Source organism: Ruegeria sp. AN11 (assembly GCF_056536005.1).
This window is the reverse complement of record NZ_JBQFJD010000001.1, coordinates 3,948,049-3,963,921: the sequence shown is the minus strand read 5'-3', so window position 1 is coordinate 3,963,921 and position 15,873 is coordinate 3,948,049. Positions and strand designations below refer to the sequence as shown.

General features: G+C 55.6%; 15 protein-coding genes and 1 tRNA gene. 8 read left to right on the top strand and 8 right to left on the bottom strand.

Features of this window, described 5'->3' with window-relative positions:
• Nucleotides 1-24 precede the first annotated feature (24 nt).
• A complete protein-coding gene (locus ACR3EQ_RS19590; RefSeq protein ID WP_480491667.1) occupies nucleotides 25-1,383 on the top strand; it encodes a phosphatase PAP2 family protein in 1,359 nt (452 codons plus the stop codon).
• Nucleotides 1,384-1,396: 13 nt separating this feature from the next.
• Here ACR3EQ_RS19590 and ACR3EQ_RS19585 read toward each other — a convergent pair whose 3' ends face one another.
• Entirely contained in the window at nucleotides 1,397-4,411 is a 3,015-nt protein-coding gene (locus ACR3EQ_RS19585; RefSeq protein WP_480491665.1) for a hypothetical protein, read from the bottom strand.
• A 271-nt stretch (nucleotides 4,412-4,682) separates the two neighbouring features.
• Between ACR3EQ_RS19585 and ACR3EQ_RS19580 the strand changes: the two genes are divergently transcribed.
• Entirely contained in the window at nucleotides 4,683-6,419 is a 1,737-nt protein-coding gene (locus ACR3EQ_RS19580) for an adenylate/guanylate cyclase domain-containing protein (RefSeq protein ID WP_480491663.1), read from the top strand.
• Nucleotides 6,420-6,762: 343 nt separating this feature from the next.
• On the opposite strand, the gene ACR3EQ_RS19575 is transcribed toward ACR3EQ_RS19580, so the two are convergent.
• From ACR3EQ_RS19575 to ACR3EQ_RS19560, 4 genes are all read right to left on the bottom strand, one after another.
• The gene (locus tag ACR3EQ_RS19575) at nucleotides 6,763-7,521 is read right to left on the bottom strand and encodes an SDR family NAD(P)-dependent oxidoreductase (RefSeq protein WP_480491662.1); all 759 of its coding nucleotides are present in this window, start codon (nucleotides 7,519-7,521) and stop codon (nucleotides 6,763-6,765) included.
• A gap of 319 nt (nucleotides 7,522-7,840) precedes the next feature.
• The gene (locus ACR3EQ_RS19570; protein WP_170681394.1) at nucleotides 7,841-8,920 is read right to left on the bottom strand and encodes an AI-2E family transporter; all 1,080 of its coding nucleotides are present in this window, start codon (nucleotides 8,918-8,920) and stop codon (nucleotides 7,841-7,843) included.
• 323 nt (nucleotides 8,921-9,243) lie between these two features.
• Nucleotides 9,244-9,342: a hypothetical protein gene (locus ACR3EQ_RS19565; protein ID WP_480491811.1), complete on the bottom strand. Its 99-nt coding sequence runs from the start codon at nucleotides 9,340-9,342 to the stop codon at nucleotides 9,244-9,246.
• Nucleotides 9,343-10,087: 745 nt separating this feature from the next.
• Nucleotides 10,088-10,163 (bottom strand) — tRNA-Thr (locus tag ACR3EQ_RS19560).
• Between the two features lie 180 nt (nucleotides 10,164-10,343).
• On the opposite strand from ACR3EQ_RS19560, the gene ACR3EQ_RS19555 reads away from it, so the two are divergent.
• Nucleotides 10,344-11,219: a hypothetical protein gene (locus tag ACR3EQ_RS19555; protein WP_170614680.1), complete on the top strand. Its 876-nt coding sequence runs from the start codon at nucleotides 10,344-10,346 to the stop codon at nucleotides 11,217-11,219.
• A gap of 193 nt (nucleotides 11,220-11,412) precedes the next feature.
• On the opposite strand, the gene ACR3EQ_RS19550 is transcribed toward ACR3EQ_RS19555, so the two are convergent.
• Nucleotides 11,413-11,682, bottom strand: coding sequence for a DUF2312 domain-containing protein (locus ACR3EQ_RS19550; RefSeq protein WP_480491660.1), 270 nt, complete (start codon nucleotides 11,680-11,682; stop codon nucleotides 11,413-11,415).
• 163 nt (nucleotides 11,683-11,845) lie between these two features.
• Between ACR3EQ_RS19550 and ACR3EQ_RS19545 the strand changes: the two genes are divergently transcribed.
• Complete coding sequence (locus ACR3EQ_RS19545; RefSeq protein ID WP_480491658.1) at nucleotides 11,846-12,064, top strand: hypothetical protein; 219 nt, start codon at nucleotides 11,846-11,848, stop codon at nucleotides 12,062-12,064.
• Between the two features lie 10 nt (nucleotides 12,065-12,074).
• Here the strand turns inward: ACR3EQ_RS19545 and ACR3EQ_RS19540 are convergent, their stop codons facing one another.
• The gene (locus ACR3EQ_RS19540; protein WP_170614683.1) at nucleotides 12,075-12,290 is read right to left on the bottom strand and encodes a hypothetical protein; all 216 of its coding nucleotides are present in this window, start codon (nucleotides 12,288-12,290) and stop codon (nucleotides 12,075-12,077) included.
• Between the two features lie 253 nt (nucleotides 12,291-12,543).
• Between ACR3EQ_RS19540 and ACR3EQ_RS19535 the strand changes: the two genes are divergently transcribed.
• The 4 genes from ACR3EQ_RS19535 to ACR3EQ_RS19520 are packed head-to-tail and all read left to right on the top strand — an operon-like array spanning nucleotide 12,544 to nucleotide 14,735.
• A complete protein-coding gene (locus ACR3EQ_RS19535) occupies nucleotides 12,544-13,407 on the top strand; it encodes an MBL fold metallo-hydrolase (protein ID WP_170619544.1) in 864 nt (287 codons plus the stop codon).
• 33 nt (nucleotides 13,408-13,440) lie between these two features.
• Nucleotides 13,441-13,863 (top strand): YeeE/YedE thiosulfate transporter family protein, encoded by a 423-nt coding sequence (locus tag ACR3EQ_RS19530; protein ID WP_170614685.1) that lies wholly within the window; start codon nucleotides 13,441-13,443, stop codon nucleotides 13,861-13,863.
• Complete coding sequence (locus ACR3EQ_RS19525; RefSeq protein ID WP_170614686.1) at nucleotides 13,863-14,294, top strand: DUF6691 family protein; 432 nt, start codon at nucleotides 13,863-13,865, stop codon at nucleotides 14,292-14,294. Before ACR3EQ_RS19530 ends, ACR3EQ_RS19525 begins: the two co-directional genes overlap by 1 nt.
• Before the next feature lie 9 nt (nucleotides 14,295-14,303).
• Entirely contained in the window at nucleotides 14,304-14,735 is a 432-nt protein-coding gene (locus tag ACR3EQ_RS19520; protein WP_480491656.1) for a protein tyrosine phosphatase family protein, read from the top strand.
• Here the strand turns inward: ACR3EQ_RS19520 and ACR3EQ_RS19515 are convergent, their stop codons facing one another.
• Nucleotides 14,736-15,845 carry a FliM/FliN family flagellar motor C-terminal domain-containing protein gene (locus tag ACR3EQ_RS19515; RefSeq protein ID WP_480491654.1) on the bottom strand — a complete coding sequence of 370 codons (1,110 nt, stop codon included), beginning with the start codon at nucleotides 15,843-15,845 and terminating at the stop codon, nucleotides 14,736-14,738.
• Nucleotides 15,846-15,873 lie beyond the last annotated feature (28 nt).

The window sequence follows — 15,873 nt, the reverse complement described above, 5'->3', positions numbered from 1 at the left end:
TATCAATTTCTAGGGAGACTTCAGATGACATCGAACATGAATACAGGAAATGGCATGGGACGCGGTATGGGCATGGGCATGGGGCGCGGCATGGGTATGGGACGCGGCATGGGTATGGGCATGGGAACCGGCATGGGCATGGGCATGGGGCGCGGCATGGGCATGGGCATGGGGCGCGGCATGGGTATGGGACGCGGCATGGGTATGGGCATGGGAACCGGCATGGGTATGGGCATGGGGGCCGGTATGGGTACCGATCCTGTTATGGGTGAAATCCCGGTCGGCGCGGATGGGGGCATCGGGTTCGTCCGCAGCTACTACGCAACACCCATTGAACTCGCTCTCTTACCCTGGGCGCTGAACTTCACTCCCGACAATGCGGGCAACCCATCTTTTCCGCTGGACTACATCATCAGCCCGTATCAACCGGACCGACCCTGGCTGGAGTGGACAACGCAGGACTGGGACCCGGCTTTGCGTTTCTGGGCACTGCCGTTCGACAAGCATCTGACGGAATGGTTGCGTGCGGCAGACCGGTCCGAGCCGGCCACGCTTGCCGCTCTTGAGTTTGCTGGGCAGGCGGACAAGTGGAACCCACTTGTTGGGTTTAATCCGGAACCGGGGGGAGAAGACTGGTTGGAAGATGATGATTTGAAGTGGAGGCCGTCGGGGAATTCACAGGCGGAGAAAAACGAAGCGTTTTCGATCATAAAAGGCGAGTTGGAAGCGTTGAAGCACTACATGGAGGATGACCGGCAGAGCTACCTCGTGGAATCAGATATCCAAGCGGATGGGTTGCCCGACTATCTGGTCCATTTCCTTGGCATCAATTCCTTCGACCATCCTTATACGTTGCAACTGATCGACATAGGTCTCGCGCTGGGGAACGTGGCCTACATGTCCTACAAAGCGCATTACAAACGGGTGCGACCTTCGATCCTGCGTCCCGGCCTTACCGTTCCTTTCGGCCCTCCTGCGCATCCGGCCTTTCCCAGTGGCCATTCCTTCCTTGCGCATTTAATCTCATTGCTCCTGTGTGAAATTCCTGGCATCGCAGCGCGTTACGGCGTCCAGCCTGCAGGCACGACTAAGGGAGATGGTCATCTGTTGAGGAAACCTGAGAGGAGCGATCTGACTGAACGCAAAGTGATCCACTCGCCTATTTTTACGATCGCGCAACGCATCGCTGTAAATCGTGAGCGGATCGGGGTGCATTATCCCTCCGACAGCTACGCCAGCCGCCACTTGGCGGCGGCGATCTGGGAACTCCTCATGAAACCGCTCGGTGATGCAGAACGGATTGATTGTCCGACACTTGACGCGATTATTTCGCATGCGACCAGCGAATGGCCAGATTCGTGGGCTCCGCCTGTAGGCCCCTAAGGCAACAGGGAAGCTATAACAACATCAGACCAAGGTTGTTGTCGCCCGCCACCAGATCGGTCAGCGCTCGTGGTTGTCTTGGTGGATTTGCTTGGTCCGGGATCTCTGCGGCCAACAACGCCTGCGGGTCCGAGTTGGCCAAATCGTCGTCGCAACTGCTCTCAAGGAGGCAGATGAATGTCGTGCCTTCACTTGCTTGTCCCATCGCTACGTTGATGTCGTCGTGAATCCCAACCACTTCAGTTGATTCTGGGTCCAAGTTTGGAACGGGAGGAAGTGGAACAACAAGCATCCAATTGATGCTGTTCGTGAGATCCCAATGTGGCTCGGTCATATCGCCGGTTACAATGCCGAGCCACATCCTCAAGCGAACTTCTCCTGAAGCCACGCGCCCGCGGTTTCCGAGCACAAAGCCTTGTGCTGGGTCAACCATCCACGCACGTTCCCCGGTCCAGTCGAGAGACACGGGCGCGTAGCTGCCTGGCCCGTAGTGCAAGGTGCCACCGAGCACGTCGTCTTCCTCTGGTCTGCCGTCCCGCAGATAGACATCAACGGGTGCAGCGCGGCCCGGGCCGTTTGTTGTTTGCTTGACCTCTTCAACAAACATGCCTTGCGCTTCAAAGGACCACCGCACGACTTTATGCGATATCCCGCCCGACCACGTATCCCCGGCTGTCAGCGCGGGTGTGGTGTCGAGTGTACCCGGTGCCGGTGCTGGAATGCCGACGGCTGTGTTCATTAACAGGCTCGCGTCTTCCATCGCTAGCTCGAGCATCTCCGCTTTCGACGGGGATTGCGCAAAGGATGCTATCGCACGGACCAGAAGGAAGAGCGTCATAAAGGAAGCACGATAGCGGATGTAGCGGTCTGGTTTGCCGTCCTGAACCGTGTCGCCCCCAAGTGCGAGATATAGCCGGAAGACAGTAGAGGACAGAATCTGTTCGCTCAGATACCCTTTAAGGGTATCGCAGCTGGTTGGAGGTGCGGCAATCACTGAGCGATTGAGGGCTCCATACCACGCCCAACCCAGTAGCGGGGACCGGTCATGTCTTCGTGTTGTGAAAACAAAGGGGTATGTGATTCCCCGGAACTGTGGGCCGAGACCGTCTGACGGACCACCCAGCCGAGAAAAGGGATCATACCAAACCGCCGCCAGCGCATCTCCCGCACTGTGCGCGAAATCGAATTCCAGTTTGCCGAGACGCGCGGCAATCAGATAGTGCCCCATTTCGTGCAGCATCCAGCGCCCACTGGATGCAATTCCAAGTGGCTCAAGTGGCAGAAATCGTTTGTCCGGATGTGTCGACCCTGTGGCGGCGGGGTTCTCTGGCCGTGCCCAACGGTTAAGATTGGCCAATGCCAGCCGGATTTGTACTTTTGGCTGAACACCTTGTGAGGCCTCAGCACAATCGAATGCAACCTGTGCATTGACCGTTTTGCCGTCCCGCCCTGGGCCCGGAAAAATTCCGTATCGATAGAAAATCTCGACCTTCTTTTGTGCGCGCACCGCGTAAAGAGCCGGCGGCAACCCGACTGCTTCCATGAAGTGAAAGAAATCGAGGCTGTGGCAATAGGTCATGATCGCAGAAAAGTCGTTGCGGCGTGGCGCAGGGTCCTCTCCGCCTGGAAGCGGGACAGTTTTCACGCCGGGGCCGTCCTCTTTGTCTGCAATCACGTAGTCCGGGCAGCGGCGGACTTCAAAACCGTCATCTTCCAGCTCCATTTCCACTTCAGGCCCGATGTCGCGGGCGACACGGTACGCCTCAAGGACCTTGTCTTCGCGCGAGGGACGTCTCAGCGTGTACTTGTAAAGCTGACCATCTGCCTCAATCCAACCTGGCGGTGTTTTTACGAAAACCTCCGCGGCCCCCGGGTCCGCGCCATGAGAAACCAGCGGGCCGACCTCGGTAGATATGGGTGTGTCTTCAGGTTTCAGAGGCAACGAAAGCTCAAAATCGGAAACGATCTGATAGCTTTGAGGAATTGGATAGCCCGGTCGCACATTGTATTGCGTTGAGTTCTGAGGGGCGGAATTGGCTTTCGAAGACAAGGCAAATCGAAATACCTGGGTCTCGCTTGTCCCGACTGGAACTGCTGGTATGAGAAGTTGTTCCGCGTTCATTGTATTTTCGTCAACAAACGCATCTTTGGCACTTAATGCCGTGAGTTCACCCAAGATCGACTGAAATGAGCCTACATCGCTACGAGCCAGAAGTGCCTGAATGTATGCTTCTTCGTCAGGGTCACCATTCATCAAAAGTTCGCTGGCGCTGATATAGCCTTCAGCAGGACGCTCGACCGTGACAGAGCGGACAGTTACGCGGAAACCGCCATCGTAGGACGTCACCGACATGGGAACGCGCACTCCGAATGAGTAAGACGCCACCTTGTCCACAACGGAATAGGTTTCTGCGGCTGTCATGATCACTGTGGCTGGCAGCTCGCCGTTTTCTTGCCGCGACAGGTTCCACGACGCAAGTGTCGGCGGATTGGCACCGACTGCTGAGCCAATGGCAGGCCAGATGTCGAGCCAGCTAATGAGACCGGGCTGGGGCGTGGGGGGCACAGGACCAAGCGCATCATGCCAGCTCGTCGGCATCAACGGAGTTACAACTGGTTTTTCTTCCGTAGGGTCAGATGACTTCCAGTCAGAGTCCAGCAGATCGCGAATTGCTTCGACGTATCGAGCCGCGACGGTTTTCAGCGCAGCTTCCAAGTCGTCTTCACCTGTTATAATCGCAATGTATGGCACATTTTTGTGCGCGATCAGTCGCGACGGATGACCTGATCCCGGATACCCATCTTCTTCGCGTAGCCAGTTTGGAGGCCAAAAATCCTTTTGATACTCGTCGGGCGGCCATTTGAGAGATGTAATCGTCAATGTGGGTATCCTGTCGGCATCGGCAAAAAAGCGGCGTTGAAATTGTAAAAAGGTTAACACAAGAATTGCGTTCTGAACACTGGAACGGGGGCAAGACGAGGAAGCAACAGCCGAGACACCCGCCGTGAACGTCGGCTTGGTCTGCAAACCGGTCGTAGCCAAGATTTGGGAGAGCGACCGCTTTCGGTGAGCGCGGTCGTTCCTGGTCGAAAGTCCGAGTTTTCCGGGTTGAACGTCCGCTCAAAGCCGCTAACCGGTCATCTGAGCAAATCAGTCAGGTGATTGCTTCGAGCCCAATGCAGACATCTTCGAGAACGGCCGCATGACATTGGAGCACCAGTTGTGAAAGTACTGCGTAACGGAAACTGATATGCAGACAGATGTCGACCTGCTACATTTCCATGTACCGGAGGACTAAATGGAGCGACGTTTGTCGGCGATATTTGCCGCTGACATGGTGGGCTATAGTCGGCTCATCGAGGCCGACGAAGAAGGCACGCTCAGTCGTCAAAAATGCCATCGCGTTGAGTTGATCGACGTAAAGATTGACGCGCATCACGGCCGCATCGTCAAGCTAACAGGCGACGGCATGATTGCAGAGTTTCCGAGCGTCGTCGAGGCCGTGCAATGCGCGGTTTCGATTCAGCAGGAAATGGAAGCCCGAGAGGCCGACGTCCCCGAAGACCGCAAGATACGCTACCGTGTTGCGGTCAATCTTGGCGATGTGATTTTGGAAGATGGCGATGTCTACGGTGACGGTGTGAACATTGCCGCCCGCCTTGAGGCCTTGGCTCCGCCCGGTGGAGTGATAGTCTCCGGGACAGCATACGACCATCTGAAGTCCAACATCGAAGTCGGGTACGAGGACATCGGCGAACAGCAGCTCAAAAACATCTCGCGCCCCGTGCGGGCCTATCGTGTGGAGCTTTCCGGCGCCGCCGACCTTGCTAAATCCGAACTGGCCACTCAGTCCGGCCGGAAACCATCGATCGCCGTTCTTCCTTTTGCCAATCTGTCCACAGACCCAGAGCAGGAGTTTTTCGCCGATGGTCTGACTGAGGATATTCTGACGGCGCTAAGTCGATACCATGAGCTTTTCATAATTTCGCGAAACTCGACTTTCGTCTACAAGGGCCAAGCCGTGAATGTACCCGAAGTGGCGACAAAGCTTGGTGCCCGCTATGTAGTCGAAGGTAGCGTCCGTAAAGCCGGCAATCGTGTTCGTGTGTCAGTCCAGTTGATCGACACGGTGAGAGATGCGCATATCTGGGCAGACCGCTACGATCGGATTTTGGACGACATTTTCGAGATTCAAGACGAGATCACCGCTTCGATCGTGTCGACGCTGCCCGGCCGAATTGAACAAGCAGAGCACGAGCAACTCAGGCAAAAAAAACCATCCAGTCTGGCCGCCTACGAATGCGTTCTAGCAGCCAAAGTCCTGCATCATAGAAGCGAGAGCGCGGCCAACGCCAAGGCACAAGATCTCATTTCCCGCGCTGTTGAGCTTGAGCCGACCTATGCCCATGCGCATGCTTGGAAGGGCTGCATTCTTGGTCAGGCCTGGGGTTACGGATGGTGCGAGGACAAAGACGAAACGATTTCTATCGCTGCCCAATCCGTGAAACGCGCCGCCGGCCTTGACGACAATGATGCTGACGTTCATCGGTTACTGGCCGGTTTGAACATTCTCACAGGAGACATGGCAAAGGCGCTGCGCCACCAGGAACGCGCAGTTGCTCTCAATCCGAACTATGATCTTGTGGTCGTGCAAATGGGTGAAGTCCTGACTTGGCTCGGACGCGCGGAGGAAGGCATTGACTGGATCAAGCGCGCCATGCGGTTGAACCCACACCATCCCCCGAGGTTCTGGAGCCATCTCGGACGTGCCTATTTCACCGCTCGGCGATACGGCGAGGCAATAGATGCCTTCAAGCAGATGTCATCACCCGACATCGTCCTACATGGGTTCCTTGCGGCGGCTCACGCCCACCTGGGGGAGGCTGAAGCAGCAAAGGAGCATGTCGCGAAGATTCAAGAATTGGATCCTGCCTTCGACTTGCAGGCATTCCTTGAGACGATGCATTACGACGATCCGGATGATCTTGAGCACCTCCACAACGGGCTTGCTAAAGCCGGATTGGGCGTCTGCTAAATCCCTCCAATGCACGGCCACGCCCTGACGTGCAAGAGATCCAAGTTCATCCCGATCTCGCGCCGCGAGGATGACCTGCAGACCGACTGGGCATTCGCCGAATTTTCGCTACCGCAACTGAGAGCATTCATCTTGGCATTCTACGTTTGCATTTGCTGCGATTGCGTAAGTCCGAAAATCCGCAACTCTGCCGTTCACAAGATTTCAGCGAACGACCGCTGCAGTTCAATGCAGACCTTCAGACGAAATTCCTCGGAATGACCACCAACAATGACCGCTATCAGTTCCTAAACCGTCATCTGACTGAAAGACTCAGATGACCGCCTTGAGCCCAAAGCCGACATCAGGTAAGGTGAATACCCCCGTCGATCACGACAGTTTGCCCAGTAATTGTATGGCTCTTACAAAACAACAGTGCTTGCTGTGCAACGTCGTCAATTGAGGTTGTTTTCCCAAGAAACGACCGATCTCGCCACATTGCAACATACTCTTTGGTAGCCCCGCCAGACATTTGCGTCCCTTCCATCAAACCAGGAGATACGCAGTTCACCGTGATATCGGGTGCCAAGGCTGCAGACAGAAACCTTGTGAGAGGTACGACAGCAGCTTTGCTAGGCGCATAGGCTACTGCAGCACCCCAATCCCCATGCCCAATTGTAGATGAAATGTTTACAACTCTACCCCAAGTGGACGCTCGCAGATGAGGAGCGGCTGCTCTGGTAAGAAAATATGGACCGCTAAAGTTTGTCGTTAGCATTTCCGTCCAAATCTCCGGGGTGAGGGCTTCCAGATCACCAGTTGGCAAGTTGAGCCCGCCAGAGGCCATGCCGGCATTGTTCACCAGAATGTCCAGCCCGCCGAACTCGCTGACTATCCTGCCAATACAGGCATGCACTGAAGAAGGCTCGGTGAGGTCAAACTGTTCTGCGCGAGCCGTGCCGCCTTGGCTTTTGATGTCCGCGCAGACTGCTTCCGCGCGGTCCGATCCACTGCGGTATCCGACAACCACTTTGCTGCCGTTGCGAGCGAGGAGCCTACAGATCTTCGAGCCAAGCCCACCGCTGCCGCCACTAACAAAGGCGACGCTTCCAACGATTTCCAACCTTCGATCCTCCATCAATGACACTACCACTAATAGTCGGACGCCATTCTCTCTGGCAAAATCAAGTAACGCAAATGGGTTGGTTTAGCTGCGGATGAAATACTGCAGTGTCCTCAATTCGAACCCGGGGCTCTGCTAGCACAGTGTTCGGTTCTGAAGTAGGTGCTCATTAAGGTAAAAAGCGAACGCTGCCCCGTTGCCAGACATGTCGGCACTTAAGGATCGAGGAAGCCAGTGATTTATTCGGAATTCGCTGCGCAGTCTGCAAGGGCATCGGTCGCATGGTGTTCCCTTCAGAACCTTTTCAAACAGATTCAGGCTATTGGAGGTCTTCTTCGTTCAGCTCTCGAACCTCGTCATCGGAGCGTTCCGCGCCGAGCCACCAAAGAATCAACTCGAGACACAGTGCAAGAATGACAGGACCGAGGAATACCCCAACGACTCCCCAAAAAAGTAGCCCGCCGATAGCGCCAAGAAAAACCAGAATTGCCGGCAAGTCCGCTCCGCGCGATACAACAAGTGCTTTTACGAGGTTGTCGGAAAGCCCAACCGCGACAAGCCCCCAGAGAACCATAAAGGTCGCCATGACCGACTGATCATTCATCCAAAGCCAGATCGAAAGTGGTGCCCAAATCAGGATCGGGCCGACTTGCAGAAGGCCAAGCATAAAGGTTGCGAACGCCAGGAGTGGCCAATGTGGCGCGCCGACGAGCCAGTATGCGAAAGCAGCTACACAGGCCTGTACAGCCGCTGATCCAAGAACACCAAGCACGGTATAGCGGATCGTTAGGATCGAGCGAGCACCAAGGTCGGCGACCCGCGTTCCTCCAAGTTTTAGTGCCGCCTTGCCTGCGAGCAGGCTGAGATACTGCGAGTTATGTAGAATTACCCCCGCAAGGATCAGGCCCAGCAAAAACTCCAAAACAAAATAACCGATTAACCGACCTTCGAACACAATTGTCGAGAGAAGCAAACGCAGATCATCGCCAATCAAAGTGCGCAACGCCTCCAAGTCATCTCGTATTCCTATCCAAAGATCGCGCCAAGTTGCGGAGATACCGGCGGGAAGATCAACGCCAATCCATTCAAGGCTGTCTCTGTTTGCGGCGGCAATCGCTAATTCTGGCAAAATCCCTACAACGGAGCGAAAAAGTAACAACATCGGGACAAGTACGATGAGTATCAACCCGACGACAGTAAGGCCAGTCGCCAGTGCACGTCTTTGTCCAAGTTGGTTTGTAAGCTGCGCATGAAAGGGCAAAATGGCGACCGAAATAAAAAGGGCCCATAACAATGCAGGAAGGAATGGGCTGAGCGTCAGCACCCCTAACAGGAATATTAGCGCAAGCCCCCCAAGTGGGAGAGCCTTTTGAACTATATCTCGCATGTCTGCGAGCATTTCGACCTCACTACGACCAATGAAACGCGCAGTACACTATGGCCATCATTTGGCTAGTGGCCACTATTTTTTTGAAGGAAGTAACTTGCGTGAAGATGCTATTAGAGTCTCAGAATTTGCGAAAGCGCAGAGCGGAGACAAAAGCATCATTGTCATTTCCCGCATGGCAGCCGTTCTTCAGATCTGATCGAATGATCGCGTCGAGCCCAAATCGGAGGTCCATCTTCAACTCTGGCTCTTCGGAGAAGCGCAGAACCGCGAGTATCCCAAGGAACAGGTTAGTTATCCGAGCAGTGCCCTGCCTGCCCTTCAGTATGCATTCTTCAGTTACAAACCGATTGACCTGCATACATTCCAAGCCCAGCGCCGGCTGCCGTAGCCAAGGCATTGCCTGTCCCGCCGCCGAAGCGATTTCCAACTATTCCACCAATCGCAGCTCCACCTAAAACACCTCCGGCGCAACGAGCATCATGTTGGACTTGTGCCTGAGTTGGCGTTGCCGGTACTCCGCATGCGGTCAAGAAAATTGAGCTTCCGAGCAAGCTGGCTATCAGTGCCTTCTTCATCAGGATTTCCTCGTGATTTACCAAGTCTATTAGCTTTTTAGGTGGTCCGTGGCTGGCTATTACACAAGGCATAAACCGCTGTATGAACAAACGTTAACCTAATCTCAATAAAGGTTGCTAAAGACAAAGCTTCTGACGGCCTGTGATAAAACTCAATTCGTTTATTCGCTTTGGCTTGTCAAATTGTAGCATTTTGTTTCGCTTTACCCGGCGCAAATGCCTTGCACTGCCCAAGCATAGTTATTCTGTCTGTGAACACTGCGGTGTTCAATGCAAAGGGCTGGTTTGTCCGCAACTCGGTCAGTCGCCCAGTTTCGATAAACGTCCGTTGTTCATGAAAGCTGCCGTCGGAGCCTAGCATCGTTATTAGGTATTAAACCTAGGTCGGGTTGCCCGTTAAAGTTGGGACATTTTCACAGCCTAATTCCAACAAATACCAACATTTACTATCATCAATCTTATTAGAAGAATGCGTATCAACGGAAACGATGGCAAGAAATTTTGGGTTCACATCCATCAACAAATAAACAGGGGATAAATCAGGGGATACACAAGCTATCGCTCTGAAAAACGTTAAATTACAGCATTTTATCTTGTGTTATGGTGCCCCCACACGGACTCGAACCGCGGACCTACTGATTACAAATCAGTTGCTCTACCAGCTGAGCTATAGGGGCGCTGGCGTTCGATTACTCTCTCCGGAAAGGGACTGCAACCCACAATTATTGCCCGCATGGAAATCTTTCCCAGAACGTTTTGATAACTGTGCCACTGTTCCCCGTTGCGAATTTGACTGTGGTTGCTGCAGGCTGTAACCCGACAAGGCACCATGAGGACGCAAGGGCTGAAACAGAAAGATGCAGGTTGTCATTCACGCAGGCGGAGCTTTTGCGGACGATGGTCGGCTGCTGAACTCATTGCAGGCGAATTTGAACATCCTGTCTGCGCATGGGGTGTCTCTGGTTGGACCACGGCGCTATCGACAGGTTTTTCGGCCTGTGTTCAACGCGATAGGATCGCATCCGGTTTCCACTGATGAGCTTGTCCGGCTTATGGAAATACTGCCGGATGACGAAAACACTCAGCGAACAATATTCACCAGCCCGGATTTCATCGGTGAGCCGGTCGAGGCCATAAAGGATGGACAGTTCTATCCTGCGGCCGGGCAACGCATGGCCATCCTGGAACACGCCTTCCCCAATGATCAGGTCGAGTTGTTTTTCGGGCTGATCAATCCCGCAAGCTTCATTCCGAAAACCCTAGCGGCACTTCCGCAAGACCGTCGCGATCAGATCCTCCGGGACACCGATCTGAGCTGCCTGAGTTGGCTCAGCACGATAGAAGATATTCGCGATCTTGCACCCGGGGTCGGCATAACGCTTTGGTGCAACGAGGATACGCCTCTGATCTGGGGGGATGTGCTGCGCGCGATGGCCGGGCTAGACGACGATGTGGTGATGCAGGATGAATATGCCTTCCTCTCTTCCCTGCTGACGGAACCCGGCAAGCGCGAGGTTCTGGCGCTGATCCGTCAGGACCCTCAACCCGACAAGCATGTTCTGCGCGAGGAACTGGCCGGGATCTTTGAAACACACGCATTGCCTGAAGAGGTTGAAGAGGAGTTGGAATTGCCCGGCTGGAGCGCAGATATAGTCGAAGCGTTTTCCGAGCTTTACGAACAGGACCTAGCCCGAATTCAATCCATGCCGGGCATTCGCTTTCTGAAACCCTGATGGTCGGCCGAGGGTAGCAGTCATCCGGTATGGGGTGCTACCGCCGCGGGTGAACCTCGTATTGGGTTTGATGAATTGCGTTAGCAAGGATTGAAGACCCACACTGCGCCTGAACGCTGCGACAGCCCGAAATTCGCTGGCTTCCCCCTAAGACCCGAGCAGAATGGCAGCACAGAACCCCGTGGTTCTGAGCCTAGCTCATACCCAAAGCTTCTTTGTACATTTCAAGAACCGCCTCTTCCTCGGCGATGTCGTCCTTGTCCCGTTTGCGCAGCGCGATTACCTTGCGCATGACCCTGGTGTCGTAGCCGCGCGCCTTGGCTTCTGCCATCACCTCTTTTTGCTGTTCGGCAATGTCTTTTTTTTCGGCATCGAGGCGCTCGAACCGTTCGATGAACTGGCGCAATTCACCCGCCGTCACACGGTAGTTGGCGGTGGCCTGATCTTCGGTCATGTCTTCCATTTACGTCTCTCCCAGAGGCTGCGGTCTGATGCTGTAACATCGGGCAATATGCCGGATACATCGGTGCCGTCCGGGCCGCAAGCACCCAATAGCGGGCCAGGCTTGTGCCATCCGGCCTGATCCGCTAAGCGCAGCTTGAGAAAAAGGCAATATGTGGAAACCCATGTTCGAACACATCACATGGAGCGGTGCCGCTCTTTCGCTGGCGGGGCTGGCCGGGCTGGTCTGGTGCATTCTGCGCGTGATGAAGGCGCGCAAGGCCGGTCTTTCGGATGATGAATTGCGCGCGGCTGTTCAAAGCGTTCTGCCGTGGAACCTCGCCTCATTGTTTTTATCGGTGATCGGGCTGATGCTGGTCATCCTCGGCATCTCGTTCGGATGACCAACTAAGCTCAGACTGGCAGGTTGTCGAAGCGCGCTTCCATGGCGTCTTCGCACAGCGACGCATCCAGACGCTTCAGGCGGGACGGCACATGCAGCCCCCGCTGATGCAGACGGTCAATCATTTTGCTGACGGAGGGCTGAAGGGCCAGTCGTGTTTCAAGGCATGCACCCTGCAATTGACGCTCCAGTTGTTCAGCTTCTGAGTAGAGATTCTGTTTCGACATTTCCATCCTCCCAAATGGTGCCAGTCTTGCAGATATGCGTAGTAAGTAACGGTATTGCGACTTTCAGAACATTTCCACCCAAGGTTGCGGATTCCCGCCGGTTCCCGGGGAAGATTTCGCCACTTTGCGCGCACTGCATGAATTTTATGCGGTTCCGAGTCAGAATGCCTTGACCGACATCAACAAGGAATTGATGATTGCATCACATTCCGAATTTACTATATGATATGTGATACGTTTAATGGGGGTGTGCATGACACCAGTAGTGAAAGCCTTTTTCGATCCGGATACATTCACCGTATCCTATGTCGTGCAAGAGCCCGAAGGCACTGCGTGCGCAATTATCGACAGCGTGCTGGATTTTGACCATGCATCGGGGCGGACCGGCACGGGTTCGGCAGACCGGATCATCGAATACGTCAGGTCCGGCGGACTGAAAGTCGAATGGATTCTGGAAAGCCATGTGCATGCGGATCACCTGTCGGCCGCGCCCTATCTGCAGCAGGAGTTGGGCGGAAAGATCGGGATAGGCGCCCAGATCGTCACGGTGCAGGACACGTTCGGCAAGGTGTTCAATGAAGGTACGGAATTCCAACGCGACGGCAGTCAGTTCGACGCTCTGTTCTCGGAAAATGACAGCTTTCACATCGGCCAGATGCGGGGCGACGTTCTGCATACGCCCGGGCACACCCCGGCTTGCATGACCTATGTGATCGGTGACGCGGCTTTTGTCGGGGACACCCTGTTCATGCCCGATTTCGGAACCGCACGTTGCGATTTTCCGGGCGGCTCCTCCGAAATGCTGTATGCCTCGATCCAGAAAATCCTGTCCTTGCCGGATGAAACCCGGATTTTCGTCGGGCACGACTACAAGGCACCCGGACGCGATGAGTTTGCCTGGGAAACGACGGTGGGCGAGCAAAAGGCGCTGAACGTACATATCGGACAGGGACGCAGCATCGAAGAATTCGTGGAAATGCGGGATGCGCGGGATGCGACACTGGCGATGCCCCGGCTGATCCTGCCATCGCTACAGGTCAATATGCGGGCCGGGCAGATGCCGCCTGCGGACGAAAAAGGCGACGTGTTTCTGAAGCTGCCCCTCAACAAGCTTTGACGCGTACAGGCGCTTAGAAGAAGGCAAAACAACATGAATGCAGACTGGATATGGGGCCTCGCCGGAGGCCTTCTGATCGGGCTTGGCGCAGCGGTTTATCTGTTGGGAAACGGCCGCATCATGGGCGCCAGCGGTATCCTTGGCGGGTTGGTGGATCGCAGCGGCAGAATGACCGAGCGTTTGGCGTTCATCGCCGGTGTTGTCGCCATACCGGCATTGCTTCGCCCCTTGATGAATCCGCAAGCTGAAACCCATCTGGCCGGAAACATCGCGGTTGTGATAGCCGCCGGCCTTCTGGTTGGCGTCGGCACCCGGATCGCGAACGGCTGCACCTCCGGGCACGGTGTGTGCGGCATCTCGCGATTTTCTGCGCGTGGAATCGTTGCCACGATTGTCTACATCGCCGCGGGCGGGCTGACGATTGCCCTGCTGCGGCACGTCTGGGGGGTGATCTGATGCGCGTTCTGATTTCTCTGATTGCCGGATCCCTTTTCGGCGCGGGTCTTCTGATCTCGGGCATGACGGACACCACCAAGGTGCAAGGCTGGCTGGACGTGTTCGGCAATTGGGATCCGACCCTGGCCTTTGTGATGGGAGGTGCAATTCTGCCTATGTTGGTTGCCTGGCAGCTGACGACCAACCGCGCACCTCTGGTGGGTGGGCAGTTTCCGACCGCACCGTCATCGGAACTGGATCGCCGTCTGATCATTGGATCGGTTCTGTTCGGGGCCGGCTGGGGGCTGGCCGGATTGTGCCCGGGCCCGGCCATTGCGTCGCTCAGCTACGGCGGGGTTGGCGGCGTTGTGTTTATGGTCGCAATGATCACGGGAATGTTGATGGCTCCAACCCTTGGTTCGCAACTGGACAGAACCGCAAACCCGGCCTAAGCAATCAGAATGGAGATTCGACCAATCACCCCCCGCTATGCCGTCTCGCCACAAATCACGGTCGAGGATGTGCCAGCTATCGCTGCGGCTGGATTTGCTAAAGTCATCTGCAACAGGCCCAACATCGAAGTTCCGGCGAACATGCAGTCTGACGCCATCGGACAGGCAGTTCGCGATGCAGGGATGGAATACGAGGTTTTGGAACTGACACACCAGACCATGACCCCCGAGAACGCGGCGCTTCAACGTGAACTGGCGGAAAGCTGCAGCGGGCCGGTTCTGGCCTATTGCGCATCAGGCACGCGATGCTCGGTGGTCTGGGCGCTGGGACAATGTGATCGGATGAGCACGGATGACATCCTGTCCGCTACAACCAATGCAGGTTACATGCTGGACAACCTGCGTCCGGCATTGGATCACATGCGCAAGGAAAAAAGCTGATCAGAAATTATGGCCCGGGTCGGTTTCCGGCCCGGTCAATCCAGCAAGCTGGGATATCTCGGCGGCCATTTGGTCCGTGTCCTCAAAATTCAGTTCCGCATCGGCTGATGTCAGCAAACGCGTGTCTCTTGGCAAGGAGGCCTCAACCGCATCGACTTGTGCGGTTGGATCTTTGGGGATCGACTGTTTTTCGTCGGGCTTGCTTTCCAGAAATGCCAACGCTGCCGCATCGGCGGGAACAGGTGTAATTCCTTGCTCATTCAGCCGAACAGCGCGCATTCCCCCACATTGACCCAGACGACCGACAGCGACGGGGCTTTTGTCAATCGTCAGGAGCCTGGTACGGTCCAGCCTTGCGCCGGTCAGGGGAACAACATCGCCCACCTTTAGTTCCGACAATCCCGTCAGGGGCAGCGACATCCGGCAGATCACAGAATTCAGTTCAACCCGCAAAACGCCAGTCGCCTGATCCAGTCGGGGCCCTGTTTGCTGAATGGCCGCGTCACCGGTTTCCGCAACCTGTGCTGGCTCGGGTTGCAGAAAGCACATCTGACCTTGCCGCGCCCCTCCGCCCAGCTCCACAGTCAGGTCGAAAAGGCGGTATCTGTCTTCCACCAACGCCAGTGACAAGGCCCGTGTATCCGGCAGGCGGGAAGCAAACTCAAACCCCGACAGGCTCGCCTGATCGGACGCCAAGGCGACCAGATCGACGGACCGAGCCAGCGTATCTTCGATCAGAGGTGCCACCATGGCCGCATCTGTTTCAGTGAAAGGGCGCGGCTGAGGTTCACCCGGCAGCACCTCACCGAAGGCTTGCGCCTGCACGATCGCGGACACAGCGCCGGGGTTCAGACAAACGGCAGCCATGACCCCATTGTCCGCCCGAAACAACAGCAAAAGCCAGTCTTTCCCTATCAGGTCAGCCAACCCGTCCTGCGGGCAGGTCGTCTGTTTTGCGCCGATTACAGTTAGTGGTAGGTTCCATTGTTCGCCCGCCGCCCTGGCCAGTGCCAGTCGGAGGGCCCGCAGCACCGGTCGGGGCGTGTCGTCGGGTTCGGTCGGCCTGATTGCAAGCTTACGCGCCAAAGCCGCATTGACGGGTTGTGTCATCGCCCTGTTCGCCACCTTATTCCGAATT

Bases quoted from the DNA above. Each gene is read 5' to 3' on its own strand.
- ACR3EQ_RS19590 (WP_480491667.1), top strand. From the start codon at position 25: ATGACATCGAACATGAATACAGGAAATGGCATGGGACGCGGTATGGGC.
- ACR3EQ_RS19580 (WP_480491663.1), top strand. From the start codon at position 4,683: ATGGAGCGACGTTTGTCGGCGATATTTGCCGCTGACATGGTGGGCTAT.
- ACR3EQ_RS19570 (WP_170681394.1), bottom strand. From the start codon at position 8,920: ATGCTCGCAGACATGCGAGATATAGTTCAAAAGGCTCTCCCACTTGGG.
- ACR3EQ_RS19555 (WP_170614680.1), top strand. From the start codon at position 10,344: ATGCAGGTTGTCATTCACGCAGGCGGAGCTTTTGCGGACGATGGTCGG.
- ACR3EQ_RS19550 (WP_480491660.1), bottom strand. From the start codon at position 11,682: ATGGAAGACATGACCGAAGATCAGGCCACCGCCAACTACCGTGTGACG.
- ACR3EQ_RS19545 (WP_480491658.1), top strand. From the start codon at position 11,846: ATGTTCGAACACATCACATGGAGCGGTGCCGCTCTTTCGCTGGCGGGG.
- ACR3EQ_RS19540 (WP_170614683.1), bottom strand. From the start codon at position 12,290: ATGTCGAAACAGAATCTCTACTCAGAAGCTGAACAACTGGAGCGTCAA.
- ACR3EQ_RS19535 (WP_170619544.1), top strand. From the start codon at position 12,544: ATGACACCAGTAGTGAAAGCCTTTTTCGATCCGGATACATTCACCGTA.
- ACR3EQ_RS19530 (WP_170614685.1), top strand. From the start codon at position 13,441: ATGAATGCAGACTGGATATGGGGCCTCGCCGGAGGCCTTCTGATCGGG.
- ACR3EQ_RS19525 (WP_170614686.1), top strand. From the start codon at position 13,863: ATGCGCGTTCTGATTTCTCTGATTGCCGGATCCCTTTTCGGCGCGGGT.
- ACR3EQ_RS19520 (WP_480491656.1), top strand. From the start codon at position 14,304: ATGGAGATTCGACCAATCACCCCCCGCTATGCCGTCTCGCCACAAATC.
- ACR3EQ_RS19515 (WP_480491654.1), bottom strand. From the start codon at position 15,845: ATGACACAACCCGTCAATGCGGCTTTGGCGCGTAAGCTTGCAATCAGG.